General features: G+C 60.0%; 13 protein-coding genes. 8 read left to right on the top strand and 5 right to left on the bottom strand.

What is annotated here, in order from left to right:
- The first annotated feature begins 22 nt into the window (after positions 1–22).
- The gene (locus tag ACP7E4_RS17335) at positions 23–1,606 is read left to right on the top strand and encodes a phospholipase D family protein (RefSeq protein WP_426116762.1); all 1,584 of its coding nucleotides are present in this window, start codon (positions 23–25) and stop codon (positions 1,604–1,606) included.
- Here the strand turns inward: ACP7E4_RS17335 and ACP7E4_RS17330 are convergent.
- Both ACP7E4_RS17330 and ACP7E4_RS17325 read right to left on the bottom strand, forming a co-directional pair.
- Positions 1,603–2,748 (bottom strand): MFS transporter, encoded by a 1,146-nt coding sequence (locus ACP7E4_RS17330; RefSeq protein ID WP_426116652.1) that lies wholly within the window; start codon positions 2,746–2,748, stop codon positions 1,603–1,605. The genes ACP7E4_RS17335 and ACP7E4_RS17330 overlap by 4 nt on opposite strands.
- A gap of 299 nt (positions 2,749–3,047) precedes the next feature.
- On the bottom strand, positions 3,048–4,541 hold the full coding sequence (locus tag ACP7E4_RS17325; RefSeq protein ID WP_426116654.1) for an aldehyde dehydrogenase: 1,494 nt from the start codon (positions 4,539–4,541) through the stop codon (positions 3,048–3,050).
- A 259-nt stretch (positions 4,542–4,800) separates the two neighbouring features.
- Here ACP7E4_RS17325 and ACP7E4_RS17320 point away from each other — a divergent pair, with 259 nt between their 5' ends.
- Together ACP7E4_RS17320 and ACP7E4_RS17315 are read left to right on the top strand one after the other, a co-directional pair.
- Positions 4,801–5,163: a cupin domain-containing protein gene (locus ACP7E4_RS17320; RefSeq protein WP_426116656.1), complete on the top strand. Its 363-nt coding sequence runs from the start codon at positions 4,801–4,803 to the stop codon at positions 5,161–5,163.
- An 84-nt stretch (positions 5,164–5,247) separates the two neighbouring features.
- Positions 5,248–5,481 (top strand): hypothetical protein, encoded by a 234-nt coding sequence (locus ACP7E4_RS17315; RefSeq protein ID WP_426116658.1) that lies wholly within the window; start codon positions 5,248–5,250, stop codon positions 5,479–5,481.
- Between the two features lie 74 nt (positions 5,482–5,555).
- On the opposite strand, the gene rpmG is transcribed toward ACP7E4_RS17315, so the two are convergent.
- Both rpmG and rpmB read right to left on the bottom strand, forming a co-directional pair.
- A complete protein-coding gene (rpmG, locus tag ACP7E4_RS17310; protein WP_003437824.1) occupies positions 5,556–5,711 on the bottom strand; it encodes a 50S ribosomal protein L33 in 156 nt (51 codons plus the stop codon).
- An 11-nt stretch (positions 5,712–5,722) separates the two neighbouring features.
- Positions 5,723–5,956: a 50S ribosomal protein L28 gene (gene rpmB / locus ACP7E4_RS17305; protein ID WP_007920377.1), complete on the bottom strand. Its 234-nt coding sequence runs from the start codon at positions 5,954–5,956 to the stop codon at positions 5,723–5,725.
- 364 nt (positions 5,957–6,320) lie between these two features.
- Between rpmB and ACP7E4_RS17300 the strand changes: the two genes are divergently transcribed.
- Positions 6,321–7,910, top strand: a complete 1,590-nt coding sequence (locus ACP7E4_RS17300; protein WP_426116661.1) for an ABC transporter substrate-binding protein — start codon at positions 6,321–6,323, stop codon at positions 7,908–7,910.
- A gap of 296 nt (positions 7,911–8,206) precedes the next feature.
- Here the strand turns inward: ACP7E4_RS17300 and radC are convergent, their stop codons facing one another.
- Positions 8,207–8,881: a RadC family protein gene (gene radC / locus ACP7E4_RS17295; RefSeq protein ID WP_426116663.1), complete on the bottom strand. Its 675-nt coding sequence runs from the start codon at positions 8,879–8,881 to the stop codon at positions 8,207–8,209.
- Positions 8,882–9,012: 131 nt separating this feature from the next.
- On the opposite strand from radC, the gene coaBC reads away from it, so the two are divergent.
- The 4 genes from coaBC to argB all read left to right on the top strand — a co-directional run bounded on the left by coaBC (position 9,013) and on the right by argB (position 14,296).
- On the top strand, positions 9,013–10,221 hold the full coding sequence (gene coaBC / locus ACP7E4_RS17290) for a bifunctional phosphopantothenoylcysteine decarboxylase/phosphopantothenate--cysteine ligase CoaBC (protein ID WP_426116665.1): 1,209 nt from the start codon (positions 9,013–9,015) through the stop codon (positions 10,219–10,221).
- A 6-nt stretch (positions 10,222–10,227) separates the two neighbouring features.
- A complete protein-coding gene (gene dut, locus ACP7E4_RS17285) occupies positions 10,228–10,683 on the top strand; it encodes a dUTP diphosphatase (RefSeq protein ID WP_426116667.1) in 456 nt (151 codons plus the stop codon).
- Positions 10,684–10,782: 99 nt separating this feature from the next.
- Positions 10,783–13,362: a phosphomannomutase/phosphoglucomutase gene (locus ACP7E4_RS17280; RefSeq protein ID WP_426116669.1), complete on the top strand. Its 2,580-nt coding sequence runs from the start codon at positions 10,783–10,785 to the stop codon at positions 13,360–13,362.
- A 28-nt stretch (positions 13,363–13,390) separates the two neighbouring features.
- Positions 13,391–14,296 carry an acetylglutamate kinase gene (argB, locus tag ACP7E4_RS17275; RefSeq protein ID WP_426116671.1) on the top strand — a complete coding sequence of 302 codons (906 nt, stop codon included), beginning with the start codon at positions 13,391–13,393 and terminating at the stop codon, positions 14,294–14,296.
- The last annotated feature ends 155 nt before the right edge of the window (positions 14,297–14,451 follow it).

The raw sequence follows: 14,451 nt of genomic DNA, 5'->3' as shown, positions 1-14,451 counted from the left end.
TCGAAGTGTGCGGGTGGTGAGTTTGAAGAGAGCGTGGGCGTCGTCCCTTAGTCTGCTATTTGCGTTGTGCGTCAGTGGCTGTGCCCATGTCAGCATTCCCAATGAACCGAGTCAGGCGTTGCCGCCCACGGATTCGGCGTTCGGCCGCTCGATACAGTCCATGGCCATGCCCCACGAAGGCCGTTCCGGATTTCGCCTGCTGCCCAACAGCACCGAAGCCTTCATGGCCCGGGCCGAGCTGATCCGCAATGCGCGCACCAGCCTGGACTTGCAGTACTACATCGTTCACGACGGCCTGAGCACTCGCGCGCTCATCGACGAACTGCTCAAGGCGGCAGATCGCGGGGTTCGGGTGCGCATCCTGCTGGATGACACCACCAGCGACGGCCTCGATCAAGCCATTGCCACCCTCGCCGCGCACCCGAACATTCAGATCCGCCTGTTCAACCCGCAAGAGCTGGGCCGTGAAACTGGCGTGACGCGCAGCATGGGCCGCCTGTTCAACCTGTCCCGGCAACATCGACGCATGCATAACAAACTGTGGCTGGCCGACAGCAGCGTGGCGATTGTCGGTGGGCGCAATCTGGGCGACGAGTATTTCGACGCCGAGGAAAACCTCAACTTCACCGATATCGACATGCTCAGCGTCGGCCCGGTCGCGCAGCAGTTGGGGCACAGCTTCGATCAATACTGGAACAGCGCGCTGAGCAAACCCATCGCCGAATTCATGTACTTTCTGCCAACCGTGCGCGATCTGGCCAAGGCGCGGGTTCAGCTTGAAGACTCGCTGGAGAAGTCGCACCAGCAACACCGCGCTTTGTACGACCGTTTAATGGGCTATAAAACCAGCCCACGCATGAAAACCTGGCTCAACGAGCTGATCTGGGCACATAACCAGGCGTTGTGGGATGCTCCAACCAAGGTGCTGGCCCGGGACGAGCCGGACCCGCACTTGCTGCTGACCACGCAGCTGGCCCCGGAACTGCTCAACGTTCATGAAGAATTGGTGCTGATTTCGGCCTACTTCGTGCCCGGCAAAGAAGGCCTGACTTACCTGACGGGGCGCGCCGATGCGGGCGTCGCGGTGAGCTTGCTGACCAACTCCCTGGAAGCCACCGACGTTCCTGCGGTACACGGCGGTTACGCGCCCTACCGCAAGGCCTTGCTTGAACATGGCGTGAAACTGTTCGAAATGCGTCGCCAACCGGGTGATACCGGAACCAGCGGCGGCAGCGGCCCGCATCTGTTCAAGAAAGCCGCGTTCATCACCAGCGGTTCGGATTCCAGCCTGCACAGCAAGGCGATGATTTTTGATCGGCAGAAAATCTTTGTCGGCTCGTTCAATTTCGATCCACGTTCGGTGCTGTGGAATACCGAAGTCGGCGTGTTGGTCGACAGCCCGCAGCTCACTGAATACCTGCGTGAACTGACCCTGCAAGGCATGGCGCCAGCGTTGAGTTATCAGGCGAAGCTGGAGGACGGCAAAGTGGTGTGGGAAACCGAAGACGACGGCAAGATCCACACCCTGCACAAGGAACCGGGCGACGCCTGGCGCCGCTTCAATGCGTGGTTCAGCAGCGCCGTGGGCCTTGAGAAAATGCTCTAGGCCGCGACCGGCTGCACGCCGAAAGCGCCGCGCCGTTGCGACAAGAGCACCAACCCGAATGCGCCCGCCGCCATCAACAACGGCAGGGCCTGCCCGCTGACCCATTGGCTGCCCGCACCGGCCGCCAATGGCCCGATCAAGCAACCGATCCCCCAAAGTTGCGCGACGTGAGCGTTGGCGCGGACCAGCGAGTCATCGCGAAAACGCTCGCCGATCAGGATCAGCGACAAGGTGAACAAACCACCTGCGCTGGCGCCAAACAGCACCCACAGCGGCCAGATCAATAGCGTATCGACCATCAATGGCACCAGCAGGCTGGAAATCATCAGCGCCAGCGCGCAACCGGAAAACAGCGTACGCCGGGAAATCCGGTCGGCCAGCGCGCCAATCGGCAGTTGCAGCAGCGCGTCGCCGACCACCACGGTGCTGACCATCGCCAGGGCGATTTCTGCGGTGAAACCCTGGCGCAGGCAATAGATCGGCAGCAGCGTCAGGATCAAGGCTTCGAACGCCGCGAACAGCGCCACAGCCCAGGCGATGGCAGGCATTGAGCGGCAGAATCCGAACAGATCGATAAAGGTCACGCTGCAGGAATCAGCGCTGGGCGCCCCGCTGCGTCCGAGCAACAGCAGCGGCGAGCTGACCAGCAGCGCCACGCCGCCCCAGAAGCCGTAATCGTCTTCGGTGCCCAGCGCGCCGAGCAGCAAGGGTCCGGCCAGCTGGCAGAGCGCGTAAGTGCTGCCGTACAGCGCCACCAGGCGGCCGCGCAAACGCTCGACCACCAGTTGGTTGATCCAGCTTTCGCCCAGAATGAACACGATGGTCAGGATCACGCCGAGCATCAGGCGCAGCACCAGCCAGACCGAGTAATACGGCAGCAGCGCGAGCAAGCCTACCGACAGCGCGCCCGCCCACAGACACAGGCGCATCAGCGCCGCCGTGCCGAAGCGTGCGGCAAGCTGACTGGCCAGGCTCGCGCCGAGCAACACGCCGATGGCGGGCATCGCCGCCATCACGCCTATCGCGAACGAGCCGTAGCCCCAGCTTTCCAGGCGCAATGACACCAGCGGCATGCTGACGCCCAGTGCGAGCCCGACGCTCAGCACCGAAGCCAGCACCGCAAAATAAGTCCCCCAACGCATTGCCACGCTCCTGTGGATCAAAGGGCTGAAACAACACGGCCGGATTCCTCGGGAGGAGCCCGGCCGTAGCAGTTACTGTGGGAGCGAGCTTGCTCGCGAAGAGGCCAGTACATCCACCACAGCGTCGTGGTCTGAAATATTGTCTTCGCAAGCAAGCTTGCTCCCACAATTTCGAAACTGGCGCGATCTCGTGGGACCGGCTTTAGCCGGGAAGGCGGCATGTATGAACACGCACATGTGGAGAATGTACTGACCTCTTCCCGGCTAAAGCCGGTCCCACAAGTCGTAAGTCTGTAGGCCTACAACTTAATCCACGTCGCCTTGAGCTCGGTGTACTTGTCGAACGCATGCAGCGACTTGTCGCGACCGTTGCCCGATTGCTTGAAGCCACCGAACGGCGCGGTCATGTCGCCGCCGTCGTACTGATTGACCCACACGCTGCCGGCACGCAACGCTTTGGCGGTCAGGTGCGCCTTGGACAGATTGGCAGTCCATACCGCAGCAGCGAGGCCGTACGGCGTGTCGTTGGCGATCTGGATGGCTTCTTCGGCCGTATCGAACGTAAGCACCGAAAGAACCGGGCCAAAAATCTCTTCCTGAGCGATCTTCATGGCATTGGTCACACCGTCGAAAATCGTTGGCTCAACGTAAGTGCCGCCGGTTTCCTGGAGGATGCGCTTGCCGCCCGCGACCAGTTTGGCGCCGTCGCTGTGGCCGGACTCGATGTAAGACAGCACGGTGTTCATCTGCTGGGTATCCACCAGCGCACCGACCGTGGTGGCCGGGTCCAGCGGATTGCCTGGCTTCCAGGCTTTCAGCGCCTCGATGACCAGCGGCAGGAAGGTGTCCTTGATGGAACGCTCCACCAGCAGACGCGAGCCGGCGGTGCAGACTTCGCCCTGGTTGAAGGCGATGGCGCTGGCGGCGGACTCGGCTGCGGCCTGCAGGTCCGGCGCATCGGCAAACACGATGTTCGGGCTTTTGCCGCCGGCTTCAAGCCAGACGCGCTTCATGTTCGATTCGCCCGAATACACCAGCAACTGCTTGGCGATTTTGGTCGAGCCGGTGAACACCACGGTGTCGACGTCCATGTGCAAGGCCAGCGCCTTGCCCACAGTGTGGCCGTAACCCGGCACGACGTTGAGCACGCCGGCTGGAATGCCCGCCTCGATTGCCAGTTGGGCAACACGAATGGCGGTCAGTGGCGATTTTTCCGACGGCTTGAGCACCACCGAGTTACCGGTGGACAGCGCCGGGCCGAGTTTCCAGCAGGCCATCAGCAGCGGGAAGTTCCACGGCACGATGGCCGCGACCACGCCAATCGGCTCGCGCGTCACCAGACCAAGCTGGTCATGCGGAGTGGCGGCGACTTCGTCATACAGCTTGTCGATGGCCTCGCCGCTCCAGCTCAAGGCTTGCGCGGCGCCGGGAATATCAATGCCGAACGAGTCGCTGATCGGCTTGCCCATGTCCAGCGTTTCCAGCAGGGCGAGTTCTTCGACGTTTTTGTTGAGCAGCGCGGCAAAGCGAATCATCGCGGCCTTGCGCTTGACCGGTGCCAGGCGCGACCAGACCCCGGAATTGAACGTGGTGCGGGCGCTTTCCACGGCACGCTGGGCGTCGGCGACGTCACAACTGGCGACTTTGGCGAGCAAGCGGCCATCAACCGGGCTGAGGCATTCGAACGTTTCGCCGGAAGCGGCGTTGGTGTATTCGCCATTGATGAAGGCGCGGCCTTCGATCTTCAGATCCTGGGCGCGTTTTTCCCAGTCAGCATGAGTCAGGGTGGTCATACGAATGTCCTCCGCTAGATAGGTTGAAGCATGCTCGAATCGGCAAACAAGGCCGCAAACGCACGCTTTGAGAATACGATGAGATCAAATAACGGCATTCGCCACCCTAAACCAGTGACTGGGCGATTTCCAATATATTTGACAGAAACGACCTGAACGGCTCCGCGATGTTCGTTTTATTCAACATGGCCGAAAGCGCCGGGCACTATTGCCACGGCTCTTCGTCAAACCAGCATTGCCTCTACCGCGAGAATGAAAAATGACCATCGAAAGCATCGTGGATTTCAGCGAAGCCGGCACGACCGCCGAACACTACCGCCCCGCGCCAGAAAGGATTTTCAAGGGCGATCCTGAACAGACGCTCTACAACCACTACAACAGCCCGTGCGGACAGATGAGTGCGGGTGTCTGGGAAGGTCGGGTCGGGCAATGGCTGGTCAACTACACCGAGCATGAGTACTGCGAAATCGTCCAGGGCGTGTCCGTGCTGCGAGACGAAGCAGGCAGCTCGAAAACCTTGCGCGCCGGTGACCGCTTTGTCATCCCGGCGGGATTTAAAGGCACTTGGGAAGTGCTGGAACCGTGCCGCAAGATCTACGTGGTGTTCGAGCCAAAAATATAGGCTTGTACCGCGCGGCGTCGTTTGTCGGGGTTGAGAATAGTGTTTCCACTCAAGGAAATCCCCCAGCAAACAAGGAAGATGCGCATGACCAACGAAGCCGCTTACGAACGAATCAAACACATGATTGGCAACCCGTACCACCCTTGCGTCAAAGGCTATATCAGTTGCCTGACCGGCAGGACCAGCGTCGCAGGTCCGGACAGCGTGATGTTCATTCCTGCCTTCGACTCCTCGTCCGAGAGTTTTGAGTACGATCCCCAGCGCATCACCATCGATACGGATGAGCAGGGGATGATTCTCGACTTTCTCATCGGCTGACAAAGGGCGGGACAACGCCCACAAAAAAGGCCCGCATCGTGAGATGTGGGCCTTTTTTGTAGAAGAAAAATCAATTACTTGATTTTGGCTTCTTTGTAGATCACGTGCTTGCGAACCCGCGGATCGAATTTTTTGATTTCGATTTTGTCCGGAGTGGTGCGCTTGTTCTTATCGGTGGTGTAGAAATGGCCTGTACCAGCGCTCGACACCAAACGGATCAATTCACGCATGACTTTCTCCCTTAAATTTTGCCGTCGCGACGGAGTTCAGCAAGCACGACAGTGATGCCACGCTTGTCGATGATACGCATGCCTTTAGCAGATACGCGCAGACGAACAAAACGTTTCTCTTCTTCAACCCAAAAGCGGTGATGCTGCAGGTTTGGCAGGAAACGACGACGGGTTTTGTTGTTTGCGTGGGAAATGTTATTCCCAGTCACCGGACCCTTACCGGTAACTTGACATACTCTCGACATGCCTCAGCCCTCTAAAACCACATGCCCAACCCGGCATGGGTTGGCCGCTTAATCTCTCAGTCATTTGGCGCCAGGCGCCGCGTTTCTTTAAGGGTCTTACCGGCTACACCTACAGTGAAGGAACCGGGCCCCTAGAAAAGAGCGCTGCTTTATACCAGAAAGGCTGGCATGCAACAACAGGCAATGCGCTTTGCCTGTGCATATCGCAGGCTGTTCAGCCCAGCGATGGCGCGCCAGCGGGGACGATAGCAAATCTACCGCTCGTCGTGTTACAGCGATTGTTCTGAGCCGATGCATGGTCTAGGGTTACTCCCTTACCAGACTGCGCCTGCAGATGGGGCCCTTTTCTGACAGGAATACAGCCATGCGTCTTGCTGCGATACCGTTTTTGCTCGCTCCTTTGTTCGTCCCGCTGCTGGCCCAGGCCGCGACGACTTTGAGTGTTTGCACCGAAGCCAGCCCCGAAGGTTTCGACGTCGTGCAGTACAACTCCCTGACAACCACCAACGCCTCGGCGGACGTGTTGATGAACCGTCTGGTGGATTTCGACGCCAAGAGCGGCAAGCTGGTGCCAAGCCTGGCGCAGGGTTGGACGGTTTCCCCGGACGGCCTGACCTATGAGTTCAAGTTGCGCTCGGGGGTGAAATTCCACCACACCGATTACTTCACCCCGACCCGCGAACTGACCGCTGATGACGTGGTGTTCAGCTTCCAGCGCATGCTTGATCCGCAAAACCCATGGCATAAAGTCGCCCAAAGCGGCTTCCCTCACGCGCAGTCCATGCAACTCCCGGCGCTGATCAAGAAAATCGACGCCCCGGACCCGCTGACCGTGCGTTTTACCCTCGATCATGCGGATTCGACTTTCCTGGCTACGTTGAGCATGGGCTTCGCGTCGATTTATTCGGCTGAGTACACCGCGCAATTGCTCAAGGCCGGTACGCCTGAAAAGCTCAACAGCCAGCCAATCGGCACCGGCCCGTTTGTGTTCAAGCGTTTCCAGAAGGACGCCGTGGTGCGTTATGAGGCCAACGCTGATTATTTCGCTGGCAAGCCTGGCGTCGATGCGTTGGTCTACGCGATCACGCCGGACGCCAACGTGCGTCTGCAGCGAATTCGTCAGAATGAATGCCAGATCACCTTGTCGCCCAAGCCGCTGGATATTCAGGAAGCCGCGAAAGATCCTGCGCTGAAAGTCGAAAAGACCGAGGCGTTCATGACTGCATTCCTGGCGATCAACAGCCAGCATCCGCCATTCGACAAAGCTGAAGTGCGTCAGGCCATCAATCTGGCCTTCGACAAGCCGACCTATCTCAAGGCCGTGTTCGAAGGCACTGCCGAGGCTGCCAACGGGCCGTATCCGGCCAATACCTGGGGCTATGCCAAAGATTTGCCCGGCTACAAGCTGGACATCGCCAAGGCCAAGGAATTGCTGGCCAAGGCTGGCGTGAAGGATGGCTTCAAGACCACAATCTGGACGCGGCCATCTGGCAGCCTGCTCAACCCCAATCCAAGCCTTGGCGCGCAATTGCTCCAGGCGGATCTGGCCAAGGTAGGCATCAGTGCCGAGATCAAAGTGATTGAGTGGGGCGAGCTGATCCGTCGCGCCAAAGCGGGCGAGCATGACCTGTTGTTCATGGGGTGGGCGGGTGATAACGGCGATCCGGATAACTTCCTGACGCCGCAGTTTTCCTGTGCGGCAGTCAAGTCAGGCACCAACTTCGCCCGCTACTGCGACCCGACGCTGGACAAGCTGATCAGCGACGGCAAAGCCACCAGTGACCAGGCGGCCCGCAGCAAGCTGTACCACCAGGCGCAGGCGCAGATCCAGCAGCAGGCTTTGTGGTTGCCATTGGCCCACCCAACCGCCGCCGCGCTGACCCGCAAGGATGTGACGGGTTATCAAGTCAGCCCGTTCGGTCGGCAGGATTTCTTCAAGGTGCAGGTGAAGTAATACCCGTTTAGGAGCCAACTTGTGTGGGAGCGAGCTTGCTCGCGAAGCTGCATGCCTGATACGGCGATTCGCGGGCAAGCCTCGCCAACGGATCTACGCAACATTCACGATAGGACGTACAGCCGCTGTATTTGCGTCTACTGGAATGCCGTCTTCCCGGATAAATCCGGTCCCACACAATCAGCGCGATCCAGTGGGACCGGCTTTAGCCGGGAAGGCGTCGGTTCAGACAATACATCTGCGGCGCCTGGCGGTTGCCCCCAGACATAGAATCTCCAACAGATTTTGAGCGCTTTTTACATCAACCCACATTCCACCATCGACAGCGGATCACCGTCGCCGATGATCACGTGGTCGAGCACCTTCACGTCGATCAGCCACAAGGCGTCTTTGAGTCGTCTGGTCAGCTCGATGTCGGCCTGGCTGGCGTCGGTGATGCCGGAGGGGTGGTTGTGGCACAGGATCAGGCTGGCGGCGTTATGCACCATCGCGCGCTTGACCACCTGCCGGGGATGCACATGCGCGGTGTTGATCGAACCGTGGAACAGCACTTCAAAGCACAGCACGCGGTGTTTGTTGTCCAGAAACAGGCAGCCGAAGACTTCATGGGGTTCGTGGCGCAAACGGGCCTTGAGGTAATTGCGTACCTGGGCCGGGCTTTCCAGTGCGGAATCGCGCTTCAGGGACTCGGCCATGTGCCGGCGCGACATTTCCATTACGGCCTGTAACTGGGCGAATTTCGCGGATCCCAGACCCAAATGTGAACTGAATGTTGCCAGGTCCGCCTCCAGTAGCCCGCGCAGTCCTTCGAATTGATTCAACAGATGACGCGCGAGATCTACAGCGCTTTTTCCGGCGACTCCAGTGCGCAAAAAGATCGCCAGCAATTCGGCGTCGGAAAGACTTGCCGCACCCAGTTCCAACAGCCGCTCCCGCGGGCGCTCCGCCGCAGGCCAATCACGAATACTCATAGCACCTCCATGTGTGTGGGCGCCGCTGTTCCAGTGCGGTCGCTGTGCTATCTTAGCCCATCTTTTTTGCGCGGCGATTGGCCTGGGGAACGTCATCGCCGTCGCGTATAACTCGACTAAAAGGCAGGCCTATGCAGCGGCTGTATCGAAAACGCATCGTTCTCGGCGTCGGCGGCGGCATCGCGGCCTACAAGAGCGCAGAGCTGGTCAGGCGTTTGCGCGACCAGGGTGCCGAAGTTCGGGTCGTCATGACCCGTGGTGGGGCTGAGTTCATTACGCCTCTGACCATGCAGGCATTGTCCGGGCACCCGGTGCACATGGATTTGCTCGACCCGGCCGCTGAAGCGGCAATGGGGCATATCGAGCTGGCCAAGTGGGCCGATCTGATCCTGATCGCCCCGGCGACGGCCGATCTGATCGCCCGGCTCGCCCAAGGCATCGCCAACGACTTGCTGACCACCGTGGTCTTGGCCACCGACGCTATCGTGGCGATTGCTCCGGCCATGAATCAGGCAATGTGGCGCGACCCGTCGGTCCAGGCCAATACTCGTTTGCTGGAAGAGCGCGATTTTCGCGTGTTCGGCCCGGCGACCGGCAGCCAGGCCTGTGGTGACGTGGGCTTCGGCCGTATGCTCGAAGCCACCGACCTTGCCCAGTGTGCTGCCGATTGCTTCCAGCGTTTGTCGCTGACCGGCAGGCACGTGCTGATTACCGCAGGCCCGACCCAGGAAAACATCGATCCGGTGCGCTACATCACCAACCACAGCTCCGGGAAAATGGGCTTTGCCCTGGCCGAAGCTGCCGTTGAGGCTGGCGCCCGCGTCACGTTGATCACCGGACCGGTCAACTTGCCGACGCCGGATCGCGTCTCGCGCATCGACGTGGTCAGCGCTCGGGACATGTTGGCCGCTTGTGAGGCCGCGATTCCGTGCGACTTGTTCATCGCCTCTGCTGCCGTGGCGGACTACCGCCCGGAAGTCGTTGCCCCGCACAAACTCAAGAAAGATCCTTCAACCGGTGACGGCCTGCTGCTGCAGATGGTGCGCAACCCGGACATTCTGGCCACTATCGCAGGCCGTCCGGATCGCCCTTTCAGCGTCGGTTTTGCCGCTGAAACCGAACACCTGCTCGATTACGCTGCCCGCAAGCTCAAGGACAAGAACCTTGATCTGATCGTCGCCAACGACGTTGCCAATCCGAGCATTGGCTTCAACAGCGAAGAGAACGCTTGCAGCGTGATCGACCGGGCGCTGCACGCAACGCTCTTTGCCCAGACCAGCAAGGGCAAGATTGCCCGCCAGCTGATCACTTTTATCGCCGAACGAATGAATCAGGTTTAATCACGAATGCACGCTCTACAAGCCAAGATTATCGATCCTCGCATTGGCAACGAATTCCCGCTGCCGGGCTACGCCACCGTTGGCTCCGCGGGCCTTGACCTGCGCGCCATGCTTCAGGAAGACACCACGCTGGAGCCGGGCCAGACCATCCTGATCCCGACCGGCCTGTCGATCTACATCGGCGACCCCGGCCTTGCCGCGTTGATCCTGCCGCGCTCGGGTCTGGGTCATAAACACGGCATCGTGCTGGGCAATCTGGTCGGTTTGATCGACTCCGATTACCAGGGCGAGCTGATGGTGTCGTGCTGGAATCGCGGCCAGACCGCATTCAAGATCGCCATCGGCGAACGCATTGCCCAATTGGTCTTGGTGCCGGTGGTGCAGGCGCATTTCGAACTGGTCGAAGAGTTCGACGTCAGCCAGCGTGGCACTGGCGGTTTCGGTCATTCCGGCAGCCACTGATTCTTGACCCGAATGCTTGATAGCGGCGCGCGTGATGCGGGCTGCGCTCAAGCGACCAAGGGATGAGCAGTTCAGGATGAATTCGTGGAGAGAGGTCAGGTGACAGCCACCCAGCGTTCCGAGAATCAAGGTACCCAGCTTGTGGCTGCGCGCCTGCGCGCCCTCTCTCCGGGTTTGTGGCCCGCCGTTATCGGGCTGGGCGCGGCGAGCGTGCTGGTGTGCATCGCGCTCATCGACAAGCCGCAGCAGCAGGTTCAGGCCGAGCAGGTCTGGGGTAGCGCGCAGGCGGCATCGGTCGGCGTGGCGCTCAGGCAAATGAATGCCAACACCCAGGCGGCAGCGTTGAACGCCGGTCTGGTGGTGGCGCTACAAGCCAATAATCCTGCGCTGCTTGAGGCTGCGGTCAGTCCGCTGCACTTCTGGGACGGTGTGCTGGGTGCGCGAGTCAATCCGCCGGGTATGACTGACGTTGATGCCCAAGGCGCGGTGCCGATCAGCTTTTCGACGCTGGACATGCTGAGCCAGGCCGCTCGCGGTCAGCAGGCGGCGCCCGAGGCGCGCAAGGTCGGTGAGCGCTGGATGATCTACAGCGCGGCACCGCTGCGTGCCGGTCCGACAGCGCCGATCAGCGGGACTTTGCTGCTGGCCTACGATCCGCAACGCCTGCTCAATGCGCTGCCGGTCATCCCTGAGTCGGTGGGCCAGGTTCGCTTGATCCAGCAGTTCGGCAACGGTCCCGAGCAGGTGTTTTTGCAGCGTGGGCAGGCCGATGGCGGTAAGCCCGAACGCATCGATACCGGCTTTGCCAACTGGAAACTGGAATTTACCCCCGGGCCGGCGTTGAAATCTTCGCCGCCCTTTTTGCTGCTGGTGCTGGCGGCCTTGATCGCTCTGGCGGGCGTTGTGCTGGGCTTGTACCTCAATGACCGGGCCTTGCAGCGACGGATTCAGGCTGACGCCCGTCAGCTCAATCAGCTGCTTGAAGAACTCTCCAGCGGAAAAGCCGTCAAACCTTTCGGTTTGGACCTGCCCGCGCTTCACAGCCTGGCCCAGAGCCTCGCCCGCTTCTCACCGCGCAACCAGTCCTCGGCCCCGGCTGTCGATGTGGTCGGTGGGCAATCAGGCGCAATACCGGACATTGAACAAAGCAGTGCTTCAGCACCGGCTCCTTCCGCAGCACTAAGCGATTGGACCGATCCGCTGTTTCAAGATACCGACATTCTCGATATCGACATCCTCGACGAAAACCAGGACTTCCTGAGATCGGAGCACCCCCCAGTTATGAACACCCCAGCATCCGTGGCACCAAAATTCCCTGACGATATCTTTCGCGCCTACGACATCCGTGGCGTGGTCGGGGACACCCTCAGCGCTGAAACAGCGTACTGGATCGGTCGCGCCATCGGCTCCGAAAGCCTGGCGCAGAACGAGCCAAACGTCAGCGTTGGCCGCGATGGCCGTCTTTCCGGCCCTGAGCTGGTACAGCAATTGATCCAGGGCTTGCACGACAGTGGCTGTCACGTCAGCGATGTCGGCCTGGTGCCGACGCCGGCGTTGTATTACGCCGCCAACGTGCTGGCGGGCAAAACCGGCGTCATGCTCACCGGTAGCCACAACCCGAAAGACTACAACGGTTTCAAAATCGTCATCGCGGGCGACACCCTCGCCAACGAGCAGATCCAGGCGCTGCACGAGCGCATCAAGACCGGCAACCTGACCTCGCAAAAAGGCAGCGTGACCAAAGTCGACATCCTTGATCGCTACTACAAGCAGATCAAGGACGACATCGTCATGGCGCGCAAAATGAAGGTCGTCGTGGATTGCGGCAACGGCGCTGCTGGCGTCATTGCTCCGCAACTGATCGAAGCGCTGGGCTGTGAAGTGATTTCGCTGTTCGCTGAAGTCGACGGCAACTTCCCGAATCACCACCCGGATCCAGGCAAGCTGGAAAACCTGCAGGACCTGATCGCCAAGGTCAAGGAAACCGGCGCCGATCTGGGCCTGGCGTTCGACGGCGACGGCGACCGCGTAGGTGTCGTGACCAACAAGGGCAATGTGGTTTACCCGGACCGCCTGCTGATGCTGTTCGCCCTGGATGTGTTGAAGCGCAATCCGGGCGCCGACATCATTTTCGACGTGAAATGCACACGTCGTCTGACGCCGCTGATCAGTAAGCATGGCGGTCGTCCGGTGATGTGGAAAACCGGTCACTCGTTGATCAAGAAGGAAATGCGCAGAAGCGGCGCATTGCTGGCTGGCGAAATGAGCGGCCACATCTTCTTCAAGGAACGCTGGTTCGGTTTCGACGACGGCATCTACAGCGCTGCACGCCTGCTGGAAATCCTCAGCCAGGAATCGCAGACCGCCGAAGAGCTGTTCGAAACCTTCCCGAACGACATCTCGACCCCTGAAATCAACATCAAGGTTACAGACGTCACCAAGTTCACCATCATTGAAGCGCTGGAAAAAGACGCTCAATGGGGCGATGCCAAACTGACCAGCATCGACGGTGTTCGCGTGGATTACCCGCAAGGCTGGGGTCTGGTTCGCGCCTCCAATACCACGCCGGTGCTGGTGCTGCGTTTCGAAGCTGAAACCGAGGCCGAGCTGCAGCGCATCAAAGACGTGTTCCACGGCGAGCTGAAGAAAGTCGCGCCGGACCTCGAACTGCCTTTCTGATTGTTTTTCCCTTTGACTGGAGCCCTGAATGACCCTCGAACGTGATTCCGCAGCCAACGTCGCCAAGGTATTGTCCGAAGCGCTGCCCTACATCCGCCGCTTTGTCGGCAAGACGTTGGTGATCAAGTACGGCGGCAACGCCATGGAGAGCGACGAGCTGAAAACCGGCTTCGCGCGCGACATCGTGTTGATGAAGGCGGTCGGAATCAACCCGGTGGTCGTTCACGGCGGCGGGCCGCAAATCGGTGACTTGCTCAAACGCCTGTCCATCGAAAGCCACTTCATCGACGGCATGCGCGTTACCGATGCGCAGACCATGGACGTCGTGGAAATGGTGCTGGGCGGCCAGGTCAACAAAGACATCGTCAACCTGATCAACCGCCATGGCGGCAGCGCTATCGGCCTGACCGGCAAGGACGCTGAGCTGATTCGCGCGAAGAAACTCACCGTCACGCGCCAGACGCCGGAAATGACCAAGCCCGAAATCATCGATATCGGCCAGGTTGGCGAAGTTGTCGGGGTGAACACTGATCTGCTGAACATGCTGGTCAAAGGCGACTTCATTCCAGTCATCGCGCCTATCGGCGTAGGTCCTGAAGGCGAGTCCTACAACATCAACGCCGATCTGGTGGCGGGCAAGGTTGCCGAGGCCCTCAAGGCCGAGAAACTGATCCTGCTGACTAACATCGCGGGTCTGATGAACAAGCAGGGCGAAGTCCTGACCGGGCTGAATACCGAACAAGTCGACAGCCTGATCGCCGACGGCACGATCTATGGCGGCATGCTGCCCAAGATTCGTTGCGCGCTGGAAGCGGTCCAGGGTGGCGTCAACAGCTCGCACATCATCGATGGTCGTGTGCCGAACGCAGTGCTGCTGGAGATCTTCACCGACAGCGGCGTGGGCACGCAGATCACCAATCGCAAGCGGCATTGATAGGTTGAGCGTCTGACGCTTAGCTCCTTCATCAAAAACCCTGCCGGGAAATCCGGTGGGGTTTTTTTTGCGTGTCAGAAGGGGATGACCGCTCAGGAGGAAGCACCTGTCTCAGTGCTGCGAACTGTCTGATGTCGATGAGAGACCCTGCCTGC

This window comes from Pseudomonas sp. DSP3-2-3 (assembly GCF_049898225.1).
In the GTDB taxonomy this organism is placed as follows: Bacteria; Pseudomonadota; Gammaproteobacteria; order Pseudomonadales; family Pseudomonadaceae; genus Aquipseudomonas.
This window is presented reverse-complemented; position numbering and strand designations above follow the sequence as displayed.

Bases quoted from the DNA above. Each gene is read 5' to 3' on its own strand.
- ACP7E4_RS17330 (WP_426116652.1), bottom strand. From the start codon at position 2,748: ATGCGTTGGGGGACTTATTTTGCGGTGCTGGCTTCGGTGCTGAGCGTC.
- ACP7E4_RS17325 (WP_426116654.1), bottom strand. From the start codon at position 4,541: ATGACCACCCTGACTCATGCTGACTGGGAAAAACGCGCCCAGGATCTG.
- ACP7E4_RS17320 (WP_426116656.1), top strand. From the start codon at position 4,801: ATGACCATCGAAAGCATCGTGGATTTCAGCGAAGCCGGCACGACCGCC.
- ACP7E4_RS17315 (WP_426116658.1), top strand. From the start codon at position 5,248: ATGACCAACGAAGCCGCTTACGAACGAATCAAACACATGATTGGCAAC.
- rpmG (WP_003437824.1), bottom strand. From the start codon at position 5,711: ATGCGTGAATTGATCCGTTTGGTGTCGAGCGCTGGTACAGGCCATTTC.
- rpmB (WP_007920377.1), bottom strand. From the start codon at position 5,956: ATGTCGAGAGTATGTCAAGTTACCGGTAAGGGTCCGGTGACTGGGAAT.
- ACP7E4_RS17300 (WP_426116661.1), top strand. From the start codon at position 6,321: ATGCGTCTTGCTGCGATACCGTTTTTGCTCGCTCCTTTGTTCGTCCCG.
- radC (WP_426116663.1), bottom strand. From the start codon at position 8,881: ATGAGTATTCGTGATTGGCCTGCGGCGGAGCGCCCGCGGGAGCGGCTG.
- coaBC (WP_426116665.1), top strand. From the start codon at position 9,013: ATGCAGCGGCTGTATCGAAAACGCATCGTTCTCGGCGTCGGCGGCGGC.
- dut (WP_426116667.1), top strand. From the start codon at position 10,228: ATGCACGCTCTACAAGCCAAGATTATCGATCCTCGCATTGGCAACGAA.
- argB (WP_426116671.1), top strand. From the start codon at position 13,391: ATGACCCTCGAACGTGATTCCGCAGCCAACGTCGCCAAGGTATTGTCC.